Annotated in this window: 17 protein-coding genes; 10 read left to right on the top strand and 7 right to left on the bottom strand. The window is 58.8% G+C overall.

The window, feature by feature from the left end:
* The first annotated feature begins 44 nt into the window (after positions 1-44).
* The gene (locus IEW73_RS13555) at positions 45-1,064 is read left to right on the top strand and encodes a hypothetical protein (RefSeq protein WP_188676107.1); all 1,020 of its coding nucleotides are present in this window, start codon (positions 45-47) and stop codon (positions 1,062-1,064) included.
* A 65-nt stretch (positions 1,065-1,129) separates the two neighbouring features.
* Here the strand turns inward: IEW73_RS13555 and IEW73_RS13560 are convergent, their stop codons facing one another.
* The 3 genes from IEW73_RS13560 to pdxH form a co-directional block, all read right to left on the bottom strand.
* Positions 1,130-1,489, bottom strand: coding sequence for an FKBP-type peptidyl-prolyl cis-trans isomerase (locus tag IEW73_RS13560; RefSeq protein WP_188676111.1), 360 nt, complete (start codon positions 1,487-1,489; stop codon positions 1,130-1,132).
* Positions 1,490-1,492: 3 nt separating this feature from the next.
* Complete coding sequence (locus IEW73_RS13565; RefSeq protein ID WP_188676125.1) at positions 1,493-2,791, bottom strand: citrate synthase; 1,299 nt, start codon at positions 2,789-2,791, stop codon at positions 1,493-1,495.
* Positions 2,792-2,917: 126 nt separating this feature from the next.
* A complete protein-coding gene (gene pdxH / locus IEW73_RS13570; protein ID WP_188676962.1) occupies positions 2,918-3,595 on the bottom strand; it encodes a pyridoxamine 5'-phosphate oxidase in 678 nt (225 codons plus the stop codon).
* 182 nt (positions 3,596-3,777) lie between these two features.
* Between pdxH and IEW73_RS13575 the strand changes: the two genes are divergently transcribed.
* The 4 genes from IEW73_RS13575 (at position 3,778) to IEW73_RS13590 (ending at position 7,938) form a co-directional block, all read left to right on the top strand.
* Complete coding sequence (locus IEW73_RS13575) at positions 3,778-4,944, top strand: citrate synthase 2 (protein WP_188676128.1); 1,167 nt, start codon at positions 3,778-3,780, stop codon at positions 4,942-4,944.
* A gap of 79 nt (positions 4,945-5,023) precedes the next feature.
* A complete protein-coding gene (serC, locus tag IEW73_RS13580; RefSeq protein ID WP_241012716.1) occupies positions 5,024-6,115 on the top strand; it encodes a phosphoserine transaminase in 1,092 nt (363 codons plus the stop codon).
* A 241-nt stretch (positions 6,116-6,356) separates the two neighbouring features.
* Positions 6,357-7,178 (top strand): septation protein SepH, encoded by an 822-nt coding sequence (sepH, locus tag IEW73_RS13585; RefSeq protein WP_188676134.1) that lies wholly within the window; start codon positions 6,357-6,359, stop codon positions 7,176-7,178.
* 79 nt (positions 7,179-7,257) lie between these two features.
* Entirely contained in the window at positions 7,258-7,938 is a 681-nt protein-coding gene (locus tag IEW73_RS13590) for a YceI family protein (RefSeq protein WP_188676137.1), read from the top strand.
* Between the two features lie 8 nt (positions 7,939-7,946).
* Here IEW73_RS13590 and IEW73_RS13595 read toward each other — a convergent pair whose 3' ends face one another.
* Entirely contained in the window at positions 7,947-8,216 is a 270-nt protein-coding gene (locus IEW73_RS13595; protein WP_188676140.1) for a DUF2537 domain-containing protein, read from the bottom strand.
* Entirely contained in the window at positions 8,213-9,031 is an 819-nt protein-coding gene (locus IEW73_RS13600; RefSeq protein WP_188676965.1) for a TrmH family RNA methyltransferase, read from the bottom strand. Before IEW73_RS13600 ends, IEW73_RS13595 begins: the two co-directional genes overlap by 4 nt.
* A 31-nt stretch (positions 9,032-9,062) precedes the next feature.
* On the opposite strand from IEW73_RS13600, the gene IEW73_RS13605 reads away from it, so the two are divergent.
* Together IEW73_RS13605 and IEW73_RS13610 are read left to right on the top strand one after the other, a co-directional pair.
* Complete coding sequence (locus IEW73_RS13605; protein ID WP_188676143.1) at positions 9,063-10,343, top strand: GNAT family N-acetyltransferase; 1,281 nt, start codon at positions 9,063-9,065, stop codon at positions 10,341-10,343.
* 85 nt (positions 10,344-10,428) lie between these two features.
* Entirely contained in the window at positions 10,429-10,677 is a 249-nt protein-coding gene (locus IEW73_RS13610) for a DUF2530 domain-containing protein (protein WP_188676146.1), read from the top strand.
* A 41-nt stretch (positions 10,678-10,718) separates the two neighbouring features.
* Here the strand turns inward: IEW73_RS13610 and IEW73_RS13615 are convergent, their stop codons facing one another.
* Both IEW73_RS13615 and IEW73_RS13620 read right to left on the bottom strand, forming a co-directional pair.
* Positions 10,719-11,252: a phosphatase PAP2 family protein gene (locus tag IEW73_RS13615; RefSeq protein ID WP_188676149.1), complete on the bottom strand. Its 534-nt coding sequence runs from the start codon at positions 11,250-11,252 to the stop codon at positions 10,719-10,721.
* 12 nt (positions 11,253-11,264) lie between these two features.
* Complete coding sequence (locus IEW73_RS13620) at positions 11,265-12,128, bottom strand: DUF3027 domain-containing protein (protein ID WP_188676151.1); 864 nt, start codon at positions 12,126-12,128, stop codon at positions 11,265-11,267.
* Positions 12,129-12,192: 64 nt separating this feature from the next.
* On the opposite strand from IEW73_RS13620, the gene IEW73_RS13625 reads away from it, so the two are divergent.
* The 3 genes from IEW73_RS13625 to IEW73_RS13635 all read left to right on the top strand — a co-directional run bounded on the left by IEW73_RS13625 (position 12,193) and on the right by IEW73_RS13635 (position 15,360).
* Entirely contained in the window at positions 12,193-13,053 is an 861-nt protein-coding gene (locus IEW73_RS13625; RefSeq protein WP_188676154.1) for a glutaminyl-peptide cyclotransferase, read from the top strand.
* 131 nt (positions 13,054-13,184) lie between these two features.
* Complete coding sequence (locus tag IEW73_RS13630; RefSeq protein WP_188676968.1) at positions 13,185-14,726, top strand: MFS transporter; 1,542 nt, start codon at positions 13,185-13,187, stop codon at positions 14,724-14,726.
* Between the two features lie 34 nt (positions 14,727-14,760).
* Positions 14,761-15,360: a DUF2771 family protein gene (locus tag IEW73_RS13635; RefSeq protein WP_188676157.1), complete on the top strand. Its 600-nt coding sequence runs from the start codon at positions 14,761-14,763 to the stop codon at positions 15,358-15,360.
* Positions 15,361-15,401 lie beyond the last annotated feature (41 nt).

The following is a 15,401-nucleotide window of genomic DNA, read 5'->3' on the forward strand; positions in this document are numbered from 1 at the left end:
ACTCCAAGTACGCCCATAAAGCAGCCAACACTAGGAGTTACCGGATGAGTAAAATCCGACAGTACCGCGTGCCCGGAATTCTCGCGATCACGGCAACAGCACTCACCATCGGAGCATCCGCGACCCTCGCTGCTGAATACGACGATTCACCCGCAACAGACACTCAGGTGGCCCAGTCCGCCGACAATTCCAGCCTGGACGAAGCATTGCGAACGCTTCGCCAAAACAACCTCGCAGCCACCTTCCTGACAGCTGGGACAGGCCAAGCCGCGAGCGGAGCAGAACAACTCGCCGCGGGCAACGCAGAACTCCACGCAGGCCTCATTCAGGCGCACAACGGCTCAGGCCAACTCGCCGGTGGAGCCGCAGAACTGTCCGGCGGAATCAGCGAACTCCGAAACGGCACCGGGCAGCTCAGCACCGGAATGGCCGAATTTCAGGGCGGTATTGGGCAACTCGGCGACGGCGCCGTACAGGTGAGCAATGGCGTAAGCCAACTCGTAAACGAAATCCGCCCCCTGAAAGAAGCCGCAGCACCGTTCGCTCCTGAGCTCGTGGCAACGCTCTCCCAGCTCGAACAGTTGCAAGACGGCGCCGGTCAGCTCGCATTCCAGCTTTCCAACCAATCAAGCGACTTCCGCTCCGGTGCCAACCAACTCAGCACCGGCATCAACCAGCTCCACGATGGCGCCGGACAACTCGACGCCGGCGGGAAGGAGCTCAGCACTGGAGCCGCACAATTGCGCGACGGCCTCGGTCAACTCAGCACGGGCGCCGGCCAACTGGCTGACGGATCACGTCAACTTGCCGATGGTGCAGGACAATTGCAGTCCAACGCAGACAGGCTGGGCGGCAGCGTCAACAGTGTCGTCAACAACACCCCGCGCGGTGGGATCAACACCGCCGAGGTGACAACGCTCGGGGCGCAAAGCACCAGTCCCCTCGACGTAACCCCTGCAACAATCGCCGCGTTTCTCGCTCTCGGCGCAGGCGGAACTCTCTTCATCACCGCGTTGATCCTCGGCGGATACCGCTGGCGTTCAGGCCGGTCAACAACGGCGTAGAGCAGACTGAATGCAACGAGGCCCGTGGTCGCATCAAGCGACCACGGGCCTCGCTGTACTTCCGACTAGCTCACATCGAGCAAGTCAATAACAAACACCAGGGTGCGACCAGACAGTCGGTGCCCTGAACCAGCTGCGCCGTACGCCTGCTCTGGCGGAATTGTCAGCTGGCGACGTCCGCCAACTTTCATCCCCGGGATGCCGTCCTGCCAGCCCTTGATCAGGCCTCGAAGCGGGAATGAAATCGACTCGCCGCGGTTCCATGACGAGTCGAACTCCTCGCCGGTTTCGAAATCGACACCCACGTAGTGGACCTCGACGGTGCCACCGGGCACTGCTTCAGCGCCGTCACCAACGGTGATGTCTTTGATGGTCAGCTCCGAAGGAGCTGGTCCTGACTGGAATTCAACTTCTGGTTTTGTCATAAGTTATCGCGCCGAAACCTCTGTGTAGTTGCGTTCAGTGTGTCCGGTATAGATCTGGCGGGGACGCCCGATCTTAGTGGTGGGATCCTCGTGCATCTCACGCCAGTGAGCGATCCACCCTGGTAGGCGACCCAAGGCGAACATCACTGTGAACATCCGGGTCGGGAATCCCATGGCTCGGTAAATCAAGCCTGTGTAGAAATCAACGTTCGGGTACAGCTTGCGGTCCACGAAGTAATCATCCGTCAACGCCGCTTCTTCCAGCTTCATCGCGATGTCGAGCAGTTCGTCTTGCGCCCCGAGCTTGCCAAGAATGTCGTGTGCAGTCTTCTTCACGATCGCAGCACGCGGATCGTAGTTGCGGTACACGCGGTGACCGAAGCCCATGAGCTTCACACCATCTTCTTTGTTCTTCACCTTCCGGATGAACTCGTTGACGTCGAGCCCCTGGCCCTTGATGTCGTCGAGCATCTCCAGCACCGCCTGGTTCGCGCCACCATGAAGCGGTCCCCACAGCGCGTTGATGCCGCCGGAAATGGAAGTGAACAGGTTCGCGTTCGACGAACCCACCAAGCGAACAGTCGACGTCGAACAGTTCTGCTCATGGTCGGCATGCAGAATCAGCAGCATGTCGAGTGCTTTGACGACCTCAGGGTCGGCCTCGTACGGCTCCGCAGGGAACCCAAATGTCATCCGGAGGAAGTTTTCCACCAGAGTCTTGGAGTTGTCCGGGTAAAGGAACGGCTGCCCAACAGACTTCTTGTATGCGTAGGCCGCAATGGTGGGAAGCTTCGCGAGCAAACGAATAGTCGAGACTTCAACCTGCTCAGGATCATTCGGATCGAGCGAATCCTGGTAGTACGCAGATAGAGCGTTTACCGCACTCGACACCACCGGCATAGGGTGCGCGTTGCGTGGGAAGCCATCAAAGAAGCGCTTCAAGTCTTCGTGCAGCAACGTGTGCCGCTGGATTCGGTGCGTGAAATCCGCCAACTGATCTGTTGTCGGAAGCTCACCGTGGATCAAGAGGTACGACACCTCAAGAAACGACGACTTCTCCGCCAACTGCTCGATGGGATAGCCACGATAGCGAAGAATTCCAGCATCGCCGTCGATGTAGGTAATTGCCGACGACGTCGACGCGGTGTTAACAAACCCGCCGTCAAGGGTTGTGTAACCCGTTGTGCTCAGCAACTTACCGAGGTTAAACCCATCATTGCCCTCGGTTGCCCGGGTGATCGGCATTTCGTAGTCACCACCGGGGTAGCGAAGTACCACTTTGTCATCATTCTCAGCGGGCACGAGGGCTCCTTCTCAGACTCAACTGGTCAGTAGCGTATCGGCAGATGCGCAACCACTCCACGCACAACCATACGTACGAACCTAGTCGAAACCCGCCTCACCGGGCCAACCAGGGTGGTTGTGAGCTCACGGTTGCACCCTGGTAACCCGGACTATGCAGCCACCATCACCAAGTTCGCAACGCAATCTATTGTGCAGTCTATTTCGTCTACCCTGCCAGAACTCCACCGACTTTGGGTGAATTCGGAACCCGCCCCAGAACGGCGGCACGGGAACCTCGTCCACATCGTGGAATCGCGCCGCCATCCTGTCGAGAGCACCGAGGAGAAGTTCGCGTGATTCGATCGGCTCAGACTGATGCGAAGCCCACGCGCCCAACTGAGAACCACGCGGTCGGGTACGCCAGTATTCCAGTGTCTCCTCGTCTGACACCTTCTCCACGCGGCCCCGCACATGGATCTGCCGCGCAAGAGCAATCCACGGGAAGGTTGCTGACACAAAAGGATTTACCGAAATATGCTGCGCCTTAGTCGATTCGTAGTTGGTGAAAAAGACCACCCCACGCTCGTCTGCGCCCTTGCACAGTACTGTCCGAGTTGCCGGAAAACCTTCGTCGTCAACGGTGCCAAGCACCATTGCATTGGGTTCAGCAATACGTCCACCATCGGATGCGACATACTCAGAGGCGTCGACTAACCATTGTGAGAACAACGGCAGCCAACCATCAGCGAGACTTGCCTCGTCCAGGTCGCCACTATCGACAGGTGAACTTGACACAAGTTTTTCCCCATAACTGACCCGCATGTGCGGTAGATCGAGAGAATCGGAAGGGTAACGAACCACGCTTAATACGCTACGCCCGACTTCTGAACACCTTTGCACCCAAGTTCAGTTTCGAGCAGGGTTAGTCCCACCTCACCGGTCGCGATTCCACCCTGCGACAACGCGTCACATACGATCCAAAAAACAATTTAGGAGCGTCACACATGGCAGCCGAACTACCAGAAGGCTTCTCACCAGGCCTCGAAGGCGTACTCGCCTTTACGACTGAAATTGCAGAACCCGACAAAGATGGCGGTGCATTGCGCTACCGCGGTGTCGACATCGAAGACCTGGTCAGCAATAACGTCACCTTCGGAGATGCCTGGTCGCTTCTCGTCGACGGCAAGTTCGGGCAGACGCTGCCTCCCGCCGAACCATTCCCACTTCCCGTGCACACGGGCGACGTTCGTGTGGACGTTCAAGCAGGCCTGGCCATGCTTGCCCCAATTTGGGGATACCAGCCGCTCCTCGACATTGACGAAGAAACCGCCCGCGAAAACCTCGCACGCGCCTCCGTCATGGCACTTTCGTACGTCGCACAGTCGGCTCGTGGCATCCACCAGCCCGCAGTGCCGCAGAAGATCATCGACGAATGCCCGACTGTCACAGCTCGGTTCATGACCCGCTGGCAGGGGGACCCAAACCCCGACCATGTCAAAGCAATCGACGCTTACTGGGTGTCGGCAGCAGAACACGGCCTCAACGCCTCCACCTTCACCGCCCGCGTCATCGCCTCCACCGGCGCTGACGTTGCCGCCAGCCTTTCCGGGGCCATTGGCGCAATGTCGGGCCCACTCCACGGCGGCGCGCCTGCTCGGGTGCTCCCTATGATCGACGAAGCAGAACGCAGTGGCGACCCCCGCAGCATGGTCAAGGGCATCCTCGACCGCAAAGAACGCCTCATGGGCTTCGGCCACCGCGTTTACCGTGCTGAAGACCCACGCGCGCGTGTTCTCCGCAACACCTGCAAGGAACTCAACGCATCACGATTCGAAGCTGCGGCCGCACTGGAACAAGCGGCTCTCGCTGAACTTCGTGAGCGTCGTCCGGACCGCGCAATCGAAACCAATGTTGAGTTCTGGGCTGCCGTCATTCTCGACTTCGCTGGAGTACCGCCGCACATGATGCCGGCGATGTTCACCTGTGCCCGCACAGCAGGTTGGTGCGCCCACATCCTTGAACAAAAACGCCTCGGCAAACTAGTCCGCCCCGCCGCTCTCTACACCGGTCCTGAACCGCGTTCTGCAAGCGAAGTTGAGGGCTGGGATCTCATCGCTGGAAACGGCGGCAGCAACGCAGGCCAGGGCATTCTCCGGCGCATACTACGCTAGGACCACAATTGACCTCGACAAAAGCAGTAAGGACGGACAGTACGTGACCGCGAACCCGGACATCACCATTCCCGACGCGATGAAACCTAGCGATGGACGATTCGGCTGCGGCCCATCCAAGGTTCGACCCGAGCAACTCCAGTCGCTCGTCGATACAGGAGCTTCTGTATTCGGAACCAGCCACCGGCAACCTCCGGTGAAGAACGTCGTTGGCCGTGTTCGTGACGGCCTCCGCGAACTGTTCTCAGTTCCAGAGGGCTACGAAGTTATCCTCGGCAACGGCGGCACTACAGCGTTCTGGGACGCAGCTTCGTTCGGTCTCATCCGGGAAAAGTCGCTTCACCTCACTTTCGGTGAATTCAGCAACAAGTTCGCGTCTGTCGCGAAAAACGCCCCGCACCTCGGCGATCCCATCGTTGTCAGTTCTGAGCCAGGCACCGCTCCTGAGCCAACGTCTGACCCCTCAGTCGATCTCATTGGCTGGGCGCACAACGAGACGTCTACAGGTGTGGCCGTACCGGTCAGCCGACCTGCGGGTTCTGAGAACGCACTCATCGCGATCGATGCGACATCTGGCGCCGGTGGCTTGCCCGTCAACATTGCAGATGCTGACGTGTACTACTTCGCACCGCAAAAGTGTTTTGCGGCGGATGGCGGTTTGTGGATCGCGATCATGAGCCCCGCAGCACTTGCGCGGGTTCAGGAAATCAAGGACAGCGGACGTTGGACGCCGGACTTCTTGTCGCTTCCGATCGCCGTCGAGAACAGCCTCAAGAATCAGACGTACAACACCCCCGCGCTAGCCACACTGCTCCTGTTCGCGGACCAGATTGAGTGGATGAACAGCAACGGTGGGCTCGACTGGGCGGTTGCCCGCACAGCTGATTCGTCATCGAGGCTTTACAACTGGGCTGAAGCAAGCAGTTACGCAACGCCTTTCGTTGTGGACCCTGCTCACAGGTCGCAGGTCGTCGGCACGATCGACTTCAACGACGATGTGGACGCCGCAGCCGTTGCTAAGGTTCTTCGCGCCAACGGAATCGTTGACACCGAGCCTTACCGCAAGCTCGGCCGCAACCAGCTCCGGATTGGGATGTTCCCAGCGATCTCGCCTGAGGACATCACTAAGCTCACCGAGTGCATCGACTATGTAGTCGATCAGCTCAGCTAAGAGCGCTTTTATGTTCGGCCGGGTTCCGTTTGGGACCCGGCCGAACGTCGTTTTGGCGCAGGGTTGGGCTGGTGGGCTCGCTCTCCGGCGACAACTGAAACGGGACATTCGAGGCGCACTAGACTGAAATTTGCAGGCTTGCAACAACTCTCCGCGTGTCGATGTCGTGATTATTGTCACGACACCATTACAGTGCGATAAAGAAGGTGAATTGCGCGGGGTGCGGCCTGAGGAGGTTGGAGTGCGAGAACTCAAGGTGATCGGAATTGAGCCCGACGGAAGTGCGATCGTGTGCGCTGATGTCAATACAGGGGCGAAATTCAAGATTCCTGCTGATGATCGCCTCCGTGCGGCGTCACATGGTGACGTTAGTCGGCTCGGTCAGGTTGAGATCGAGATGGAAGCGAAGTTGCGTCCACGCGAGATCCAGGCTCGAATCAGGGCGGGCGCAAGCGTGATGGACATCGTTACCGCTTCAGGCATTCACAAGTCCCGCGTCGAAACTTTTGCGCACCCAGTTCTACTTGAGCGCGCACGGTTTGCCACGATGGCTCAGCGCGCGTACCCCCTGCGTGAAGACGGCCCCGCTCAGCATCCGCTCGCGACCGTAGTCGCTATTGCTTTCGGTGCGCGAGGACAAAGCCTTGATGACGCCAAGTGGGACGCATGGCGCAATGAGGAAGGCCGTTGGGTTGTCCAACTCCGCTGGATGACTGGACGTACCGAGAACAAAGCGCACTGGCGCTTTAACCCTGGCGCAGACGGCGGCACGGCGGCACCACTTGATGACGCTGCGAAGGATTTGGTTTCCACGGAAACTCCTCGCCCGCGTGCCGCATTGAGCCCCGTGACACCATTGGTGGCACCCAAGGCTCAAATCAAAGTTTCGGCCGAAGAAGCCGTTGATGTATCGGCGAAACCGTCGAGCGCGGCCCCCGAAAGCACCGAAGCACCAGCTGTGAACGAAGAAAAACCTGCCGATCGCCGTATCGACAAGCGCGCGCAGAAACCCGCTATGCCGTCCTGGGAGGACGTACTACTGGGAGTTCGCGCAGGCGGGTAGTAGTAAAAAAGGCTAAGCCGGGTTTGTCTCACTCATGGGACAGGCCCGGCTTTCCACCTTTCAGCGTAGGATTTTTCTCATGTCTCGTAAGTGGTTGCTCGGGTTTGGTGCACTGATTCTTGCCCTGCTCGTCTTAGCGTTCGGTGGAACGTGGCTGTACCTCAATGTGTTTCGTGACGATGCCCCCGACACACTGCAGCTACCTGATCAAACAAATGGCGACGCCACAATCGAGCTAGATGGGCGTTGGGTTGTAACACCCGAATCGATGGCCGGGTACAGGGTGGACGAAATTCTGTTCGGGCAAGCGGTAACTGCCGTCGGCAGAACAAGTGATGTTTCCGGCTCGGTGGAGTTCGACGGTGATACTGCCCGGGGTTTGTCAGTGGTGGTGGACATGACTTCCGTGGTTTCTGACGAACCCAATCGTGATCAGCAATACCGGACCAGAATCATGGACACGGAGATGTTCCCGACTTCACAGTTTGAGCAAACCGATGCGGTTTCAGGGGTTGAGGCACTCGCGGAGAACGGTGCGACACTGACCGTCCCGGTTCGGGGCGAGTTCACTGTGCGTGGACAGACACAAACCATTGAGGTGGATGTTGACCTCCAACGCTCCGGCGACGTTGTGCAGGCAGCCGGTTCGATTCCCATTGTCTTCGCTGACTACGGGATACCTGAGCCGAGCATTGGTGCGATTTCGGTAGACGACAATGGCGTGGTGGAATTCTTGATCACACTTGAAAAGGATTCCTAGACCGTTCGCTATGTGAGGAATACCGCAAGTGCACCAGCCCATCCGATGAGGGCTCCGGCTGCTCCCCCGAGTATCGCCCACCGCAGCGTTGGCACTGTGCGGCGTTTCCATAGCGGCTGGGCCGCACCGGCGGAAATCAGGACGCTCAGCGCTACGAATAGCACTGGGTGGATGCTGAGTACGCCCCAGCTGAGTGTTCCGACAACAACTGCGACGCCCACGGCGACGAATGCGGCAAACGTGAGCCCAATCCCCCAAGGTGTGTCTTCATCCATCATTTCGCCTGCTGTTCGGTCAGCCTCGAACGTTCGTAAAAAGCGATAGCACCGGCAGTCGCGACATTGAGGGAATCCACTCCCGGCGTCATGGGGATCCGAGCGCGACGATGTGCAGCGCGGAGGGCGGTTTCGGAAAGCCCAGCGCCCTCAGCGCCAAGAAAGAACGCCACCTTGGGCACGGCGATCGTGTCTGCAAGTGTGTCTGACGGGTGCTGCGGGGTGAGTGCAACCGTGTGGAAGTCGTATTTGGCGAGGGCCTCAAGAGCAGTTCCCCAGTCGTCGATGGTGGCGTAAGGAATACGAAGTACGTGGCCCATCGAAACGCGGACGGATCGGCGGTAGAGGGGGTCAGAGCATCGGGGGCCGAGTAGAAAGCCGTCCACTTTGAGGGCAGCGGCGTTGCGGAACAATGCGCCAAGGTTTTCGTGGTCGCCAATGCCCTCCAGTACAGCAATGGTGCGGGCACCCGCGAGGACACTGTCGTAGTGAAGTGGTGCGGGCCGTGGCGATACTGCGAGCACTCCGCGGTTGAGATGAAACCCCACGATCTTCGCCATCACTTCCGGACTCGCGCAGAAGTATGGCACGTTCTTGTCCTGCAGTACGGCTTGTAGTTCGTTGAGTTTGCGCGGCACTCCCAGTAGTTCCGTTGGCGAGAAGCGGGTGCCTGCCATGCGTTCTACGACGATTGTGCCTTCGCCAATCACAAGACCTTTGCCTCCTGGACGGTCGGGGCGCCGGTCAGCGTTTGTCAGATTGCGAAAATTGTCCACTCGCGGGTCGTCGGGGTCAGTGATGTCGATCGCGTAGGCCACGTACCTATCTTGCATGGTGGCGTGCACCACCATGCAGTCGGTCAACCCGGAAATTGTGCTGACGTTATCTGTGGCGTGTGCCAAGCTTGGTGCTGTGGCGACAGAAAATGCATTTGGAGTTGTTGTTCGTACTGGCACTGATGATGATTGGCCAGAAATTCTGAAACTGGACAGCTTTGCGTTCGGTGGTCACATTGCTGATTTGAAGACGGGCATCACGCGGGATTTGGCCCCCAATGAGAATGTTCTCGTCGCCACGGTGGGCGACGAACTTGTTGGTGTGACGATGAACTATGACTTGCAGATAACGGTTCCCGGTGGCGCGTTGGTGGACGTTCCAGGTGTCACGTGGGTTTCCGTGTCTCCGACCCATCGGCGTAAAGGGATTCTGCGGAAGTTGCTCACGGAGCAGCATGCGCGCTTCTTGGCCGCAGGGAATCCGATGTCAATTTTGACGGCATCGGAGGGCGGCATTTATGGCAGGTTTGGGTACGGGCCCATTACGACGGAGTACACACGAACCCTCGATCGTCGCTTTGTGCAGTTCCGCGACACCACGGCCGATCCAGGTGGGGTTCGGTTGGCGACGAAGGAACAGGCAAAAACAGCTCTCCCTGGTATTTATGATCGCTGGCGGAGATCCTGCCCTGGTGCTGTGCGCCGACCAGACGCATTCTGGAGGGGTGTTTTTGCTGACCCTGAAAGCAACCGCGGTGGAGCATCAGCGTTGTTCTATTTGCTGCACAAGGATGGTTTTGCGACCTACCGGGTCCGCGATGAAAAGTCGCGGATGGCCGTCGAGGTTGAAGACCTGTTCGCGGTGACAGCTGAGGCCTACACCGCGGTGTGGCGGGCCTTGTGCGCGTTGGACTTGATGGAAACTATCACGGTGTCCGAATCACGGACCTCGTTGCTGCCTTACTTGTTGACGAATCCCCGGTTGCCGAAGGTTACCGGCGCGTTTGATCTGCTGTGGGCGCGCATTTTGGACTTCCCCAGGATGCTGTCGGCTCGGAGCTACGCTTCGGAACTCGACATGGTGTTTGAGGTAACCGACGGTTTCCTCGACCAGGGTGGGATTTTCCACTTACGCACTGACGGCGCGGGTGCAGGTGGGGTGTGTGAACCCGCTGATGGTCCCGCGCAGGTTCGGATTACTGCTGCGGACCTGTCGAGCATTTACTTCGGCGAGCACCGGGCGGACACCCTCGCGCAGGCAGGTCGAATTTGGTCGGAAAGCGATGCAGCCCTGGACCTTTTTGATCGGGCTTTCGCCACCGCAGATACGCCTCAGGGTGGGATGTTCTTCTGATGCAGCGTTGCTGTTTGTTTGTCCGGTTGGGCCGCTGTGCCGCATCCGCTAGCGGGTCGGCACAACAACACGCTAAGTTGGCGCTGTGGGTACACACGTAGAACCACCACAACTTCCGCCTCGACTGGCGGACCCGCGCCCCGTGATCATCTTGGGCATCACGGGGTGGATCGTGGGCACGATCGTGGTACTCGCTTCGGGGGATCGACTAGCCGAGTACTTGCCGTTGTGTATCGCCGGTCTTGGTGTTGCCGCTGCAGGCGGTGTTGTATTTCTGTTGCAGCGCCGAGCCGTTCGTCGTGGAGACCGCGGGGCACAATCGGGTTTGGATTAGCCCCCAGTTAGGGCTTGCGAACAGTTAGGGCTTGCGAACAGTTAGGGCTTGCGAAATTCCGCGGGGCGCAGAGCGTGATGCAACGCCACACACGCGAACCCCCAGGCAAAACCAACAGCCCAGCCCGCGAGCGCGTCAGTGGGCCAGTGAACTCCCAAATAGACCCTGGACACGCCAACCAGCAGAGGCAGCACCGCGAGCAACGGCCACGCGAGTTTGGTTTTCACCACCGTTGCAGCCAACACGATGGCGAGAATGGTCGCCATCATGGCGTGGCCTGAGGGAAACGCAGAATTCGCCACCTCAATCAGTGCTAATTCTGGGCCGGGGCGGTCACGGTTTGCCAAGAACTTCAGCCCCACCATCAAAGTCCATCCTGAAGTAACAGTGACGACAATCAGGACAGCATCGGTGCGCTTGTGCTGAACGAACGCGAAGACAGCAGCAATAGTGGCGATAATTCCTATGGCAATCGCGCTACCAAGGTATGTGATGGTCGAAAAGAAGGCATCCAGGGCCGGTGTGCGCTGACTGATGAACCACTCAAGGACAGAAAGGTCGAATGACGACGTCATATTGCTGTCACGCTATTGAGCATCCGCACTGTCGGCAGCACCGTTTGCTGCGTCACCATTCGCTGCGTCACCGTTTGCTGCGTCACCATTCGCTGCGTCAAGGCTCGCCTCAAGCATGTCGAGCACACCGTCGTCGTAAGGTTCGAACATCGGCGAACCCGCCCCGGTGGGGAGCGATGTGTCTGAGTGCGCTCCGCAACCGTACTCTGCGTGCACAACACGGCCATCAGCCGAATATTCGTTTGCGCACACACCGAATGCCGCGCCGAGCGACCCCGCAATAGGCGCAAAGAAACCACATTCGCAACATAGACCGGGCGCAGATCGCGCCATTTCGGAACTGGGACCGAAGCTGCCTGAAGCCCACCGATCCGCCGCAGCAACCCTGCCCGCGAGGCTGAGCACTTGGCGACGTCCAAGGCCGATCTCGTGCGCAACGTCGTCAATGGCGGGATCGCCTGTTTCGACGTAACCCGGCACCAGGCGCGTGTCCTCGTGTTTAGGCGGAAGAATATCTCCAGGACCTAGGTCGTCTGGATCAATGCGGTCTTCCCACGGAACCCAGGGCGGCGGGAGCAATGCATCGGCACCGGGTAGAAGCGCAAGTTCGCTTACTGTTGCGCAATCGCCACCGGGGAATGTTGCTACAACAACATTCCATTCCCAGCCGCGGTAGCCACGAAGGTGTGCGGCGAACCGATGCGAGGCTGCCCACTCCCCTTCCGCGACGACCCCGTAATGCTCGCCGATGGCGTCAGGCGAGGCGACTTCGCACACCGCTGCACGAGCAAGGTCGCCAGCGTTTGCGAGCACTGAGGCGACGTCACTTGCTGATCGGGACACGTGCGATACGACAGAAGCGTTCACACTGTCCATCTTGCCTCATTTAGTTGCAAAATCTCGACTCCACTCTGGGGTGTAGTAGGGCAATCTTGATCACATGCGTCTTCGTCAGTTCCGCCGTGCAGCCCTTGCAGTGTCGATGATGGCCCCTTTGCTCTGCGCAGGGTGCTTTGACACGCTCAATTCCGATTCGATCACCACTGATTCGACCACCCCTGATGCGCCCCCTGCAACGCTCGATCGAAATTCGATCACAATGATTGCCGAAGTGGTCGACCGCCACCCGCACTCGAGGGACGCATTCACACAGGGGCTAGAACTTCATGGCGACGTGTTGTTCGAGTCAACCGGCCGTGTCGGCGAGTCGTGGATACAGTCTCGGGCGTTTCCGTCCGGCGATGTGATTGCTCATGCTGACATTACGGATCCCTATTTCGGTGAAGGCTTAACGGTGGTGGGTGACACGGTCTGGCATGTCACGTGGAAGGACGGCGTTGCTTTTGCTCGCGACCGGGATTCGTTGGAGGAGCGGTTTCGGGTGACGTATGACGGCGAGGGGTGGGGCCTGTGCTCATACGATGACCACGAAGTGCTGGGTGCGCATGTAGTGATGAGTGACGGCACCGACGTGTTGACGTTCCGTGATCCTGAAACTTTCGACGTCCTCGACACCGTGCGGGTCACTCTCGACGGCGCTCCTGTGGTGATGCTGAACGAACTTGAATGCACTCCAGACGGTGTCTATGCGAATGTGTGGATGACGGAGAAGATCGTGCGTATTGATGCTGACACCGGCACGGTAGGCGATGTCATTGATGCTTCCCGCTTGTTGACGGCGTCAGAACGCCCCGGCACCGACGTCCTCAATGGCATCGCTGCGATTGAGGGAACAGACCACTTCCTAGTGACAGGAAAGTTGTGGCCAACCATGTTCGAGGTGAAGTTTGTTCCCCGATAAGACGCTGCGTGCTGAAAGTTTCCCGCGATCCATACGGGAGGCAGTAGGCATATCCGCTGATTTTGCGACAGAATTGAGCAGTGCCCATTCCCAAGCTGACTCCAGGCAATGCCGGTGGTAGGCGTCGGAAGATGAGTTCAGTCGATGGCACGCACCCGGGTGTGGAGAACTATCCGCCTTCACCGCCATCGGACGAATTCGCTGATAACACCGGAACCAGGGAAAAGCGGAAACACAAGAAGCCTAAAGTCACGCGAGCAGCGGCGATGCGCAGCCGCCAGCTCACGAAACAGGGCATCTCCGCGTTTAGGCGAGCGGCGACGGCGGACGGCGCAGACAAGTCGGGGCTCACGGCGTTGACGTACGCGACGATTGCCAATTTCGCTGCCGACGCGGCAATGGCGGTGGCACTCGCCAACACACTGTTTTTCTCTGCCACAACGGGCGAGAGCCGCGGCATGGTGGCGCTGTACTTACTGATCACCATTGCCCCTTTTGCCGTGATAGCACCGCTCATCGGCCCTGCCCTCGACCGCGTCCAGCGTGGACGCAGGCTTGCCTTGTCAGCATCGTTCTTGGGGCGAGCATTGCTCGTTCTGGTCCTCATCTTCAGCTACGACACAACGACAAACAGCTTTGAGCCGTGGGTGCTCTACCCCGCTGCTTTAGGAATGCTGGTGTTGAGTAAGTCGTTTGGCGTACTTAAGGCGGCGGTGACTCCGCGTGTCTTACCGCCTGGCATCGACTTGGTGCGCACCAACTCGCGGCTGACTGTGTTCGGCCTCGTTGTTGGCACGCTCATCTTCGGCGCGGTGGCAGCCATCTTCGAACTGGTACTGGGAAGGCTATTTGGGTGGCCAGGTGCACTGATCACTCTCCTGGGCCTCACTGCGGTTGGCGCGTATCTCAGCATCCGCATACCCGCATGGGTGGAGGTCACAGAGGGTGAGATTCCTACGTCAATCACCTTCCACGACTCGGGTGCACCTCGTACCCGGATGCGCGCTGTGCTGTTAGGTGCCCGGTACCAACCGTTGGGCAGAGTCGTGGTCGTTGGACTATGGGGTAACTGCACAATTCGCTTCGTCACGGGATTTCTCACGTTGTTCGTCGCGTTTGTTGCCAAAGCCCACACTGAGCACGCTCCCACGATGCAGGTCGCCCTGTTGGCCGGGGTGGGAATCGCTGCCGCAGTGGGCAACTTTGCAGGCAATGCAGCTGGGTCGCGCCTCACGCTGGGGCGCCCTTCGATCATCGTGCTGCGCTGCGCCGGCACTGTGGTCGTGATGGTGATCTTCGCGGCGCTAACGAACAGTTTCTTAACTGCCGCACTCTTGGCGCTGGTCCTCGCCGCATCGAGCGCATTGGCAAAAGTGTCACTTGATGCGCTCATCCAGCAGGATGTGCCGGATGAATCGCGGGCGTCGGCGTTTGGCCGGTCGGAGACGGCACTTCAGTTGAGTTGGGTGTTCGGGGGCGCGCTTGGCATCTTGTTGCCCACCGAACTGTGGATCGGGTTCACTGTAGTGAGCGTGTGTGTGGCTCTGGGATTGGCGCAGGCTATCCTGACGCACCGAGGCCAATCTTTGATTCCGGGGCTCGGCGGTCACCGCCCTGAGCACACTAGTTTTGACGATGCCGACACCAGCACTACCAGCGCAGCCCCGCAATGACAGTTCATGCAGTTGACTTGGAGAGTCGAACCTTATGCCCCTGTTTCCCCCAAAGTTCCTCGCCATTGCCACAGCCGTGATGGTGGTGGCTGTTCTCGGCATCGCAGCCACGATTGGCTTGCACGTTCGGTTCGAAGGTGATGCTCCGCACCGGTCAACGGTGTCTGTCTACGCGAGCGGTCAGACAACAGTTGTTGAGCCACTCGCATACTGCGATCTCGCTGCGCTCGGCGAGATTGATAGGAAGTATCGCGGAGTCGAGATCAGTACGCCTGCGCAGAATGCCGAATTGCAAGCTGCCCAAAGTGCAGCATGTGATCCCACCGGTACGCCTCCAATCATCAACGCAAACGCGGGTGACACTGTACAAATGTCGTTGCCCAAGGAAATTTCTGGAGCACCGTTTAACTTCCTCGCGCTTTACGGTTCGCTGAATGGCACGTTCGACGTCGTCGAAATCAATCATTCACCCGGCGAGCGACGTTCTCTGTCTCTTCCCACTGTCGATGACCAAGGCCTGCCGCTGAGTGTCGTCGAGTTCAAACTCCCTATGGGAGTGATCAACCCGGAGACTGGGCAGGAACAGTTTGTCCCGCACGCGGTGTGGTCATTTGGAGTCGCTGTTAGCGAGTAACAAAACTGGGCGGTTGCGCAGGGATTTCACCCTTTTGCAAC

The organism is Hoyosella rhizosphaerae (genome assembly GCF_014643175.1).
GTDB classification, from domain to species: Bacteria; Actinomycetota; Actinomycetes; order Mycobacteriales; family Mycobacteriaceae; genus Lolliginicoccus; species Lolliginicoccus rhizosphaerae.

Bases quoted from the DNA above. Each gene is read 5' to 3' on its own strand.
- IEW73_RS13555 (WP_188676107.1), top strand. From the start codon at position 45: ATGAGTAAAATCCGACAGTACCGCGTGCCCGGAATTCTCGCGATCACG.
- IEW73_RS13560 (WP_188676111.1), bottom strand. From the start codon at position 1,489: ATGACAAAACCAGAAGTTGAATTCCAGTCAGGACCAGCTCCTTCGGAG.
- pdxH (WP_188676962.1), bottom strand. From the start codon at position 3,595: ATGCGGGTCAGTTATGGGGAAAAACTTGTGTCAAGTTCACCTGTCGAT.
- IEW73_RS13575 (WP_188676128.1), top strand. From the start codon at position 3,778: ATGGCAGCCGAACTACCAGAAGGCTTCTCACCAGGCCTCGAAGGCGTA.
- serC (WP_241012716.1), top strand. From the start codon at position 5,024: ATGAAACCTAGCGATGGACGATTCGGCTGCGGCCCATCCAAGGTTCGA.
- IEW73_RS13590 (WP_188676137.1), top strand. From the start codon at position 7,258: ATGTCTCGTAAGTGGTTGCTCGGGTTTGGTGCACTGATTCTTGCCCTG.
- IEW73_RS13595 (WP_188676140.1), bottom strand. From the start codon at position 8,216: ATGATGGATGAAGACACACCTTGGGGGATTGGGCTCACGTTTGCCGCA.
- IEW73_RS13605 (WP_188676143.1), top strand. From the start codon at position 9,063: ATGCAGTCGGTCAACCCGGAAATTGTGCTGACGTTATCTGTGGCGTGT.
- IEW73_RS13615 (WP_188676149.1), bottom strand. From the start codon at position 11,252: ATGACGTCGTCATTCGACCTTTCTGTCCTTGAGTGGTTCATCAGTCAG.
- IEW73_RS13620 (WP_188676151.1), bottom strand. From the start codon at position 12,128: ATGGACAGTGTGAACGCTTCTGTCGTATCGCACGTGTCCCGATCAGCA.
- IEW73_RS13625 (WP_188676154.1), top strand. From the start codon at position 12,193: ATGCGTCTTCGTCAGTTCCGCCGTGCAGCCCTTGCAGTGTCGATGATG.
- IEW73_RS13630 (WP_188676968.1), top strand. From the start codon at position 13,185: ATGAGTTCAGTCGATGGCACGCACCCGGGTGTGGAGAACTATCCGCCT.
- IEW73_RS13635 (WP_188676157.1), top strand. From the start codon at position 14,761: ATGCCCCTGTTTCCCCCAAAGTTCCTCGCCATTGCCACAGCCGTGATG.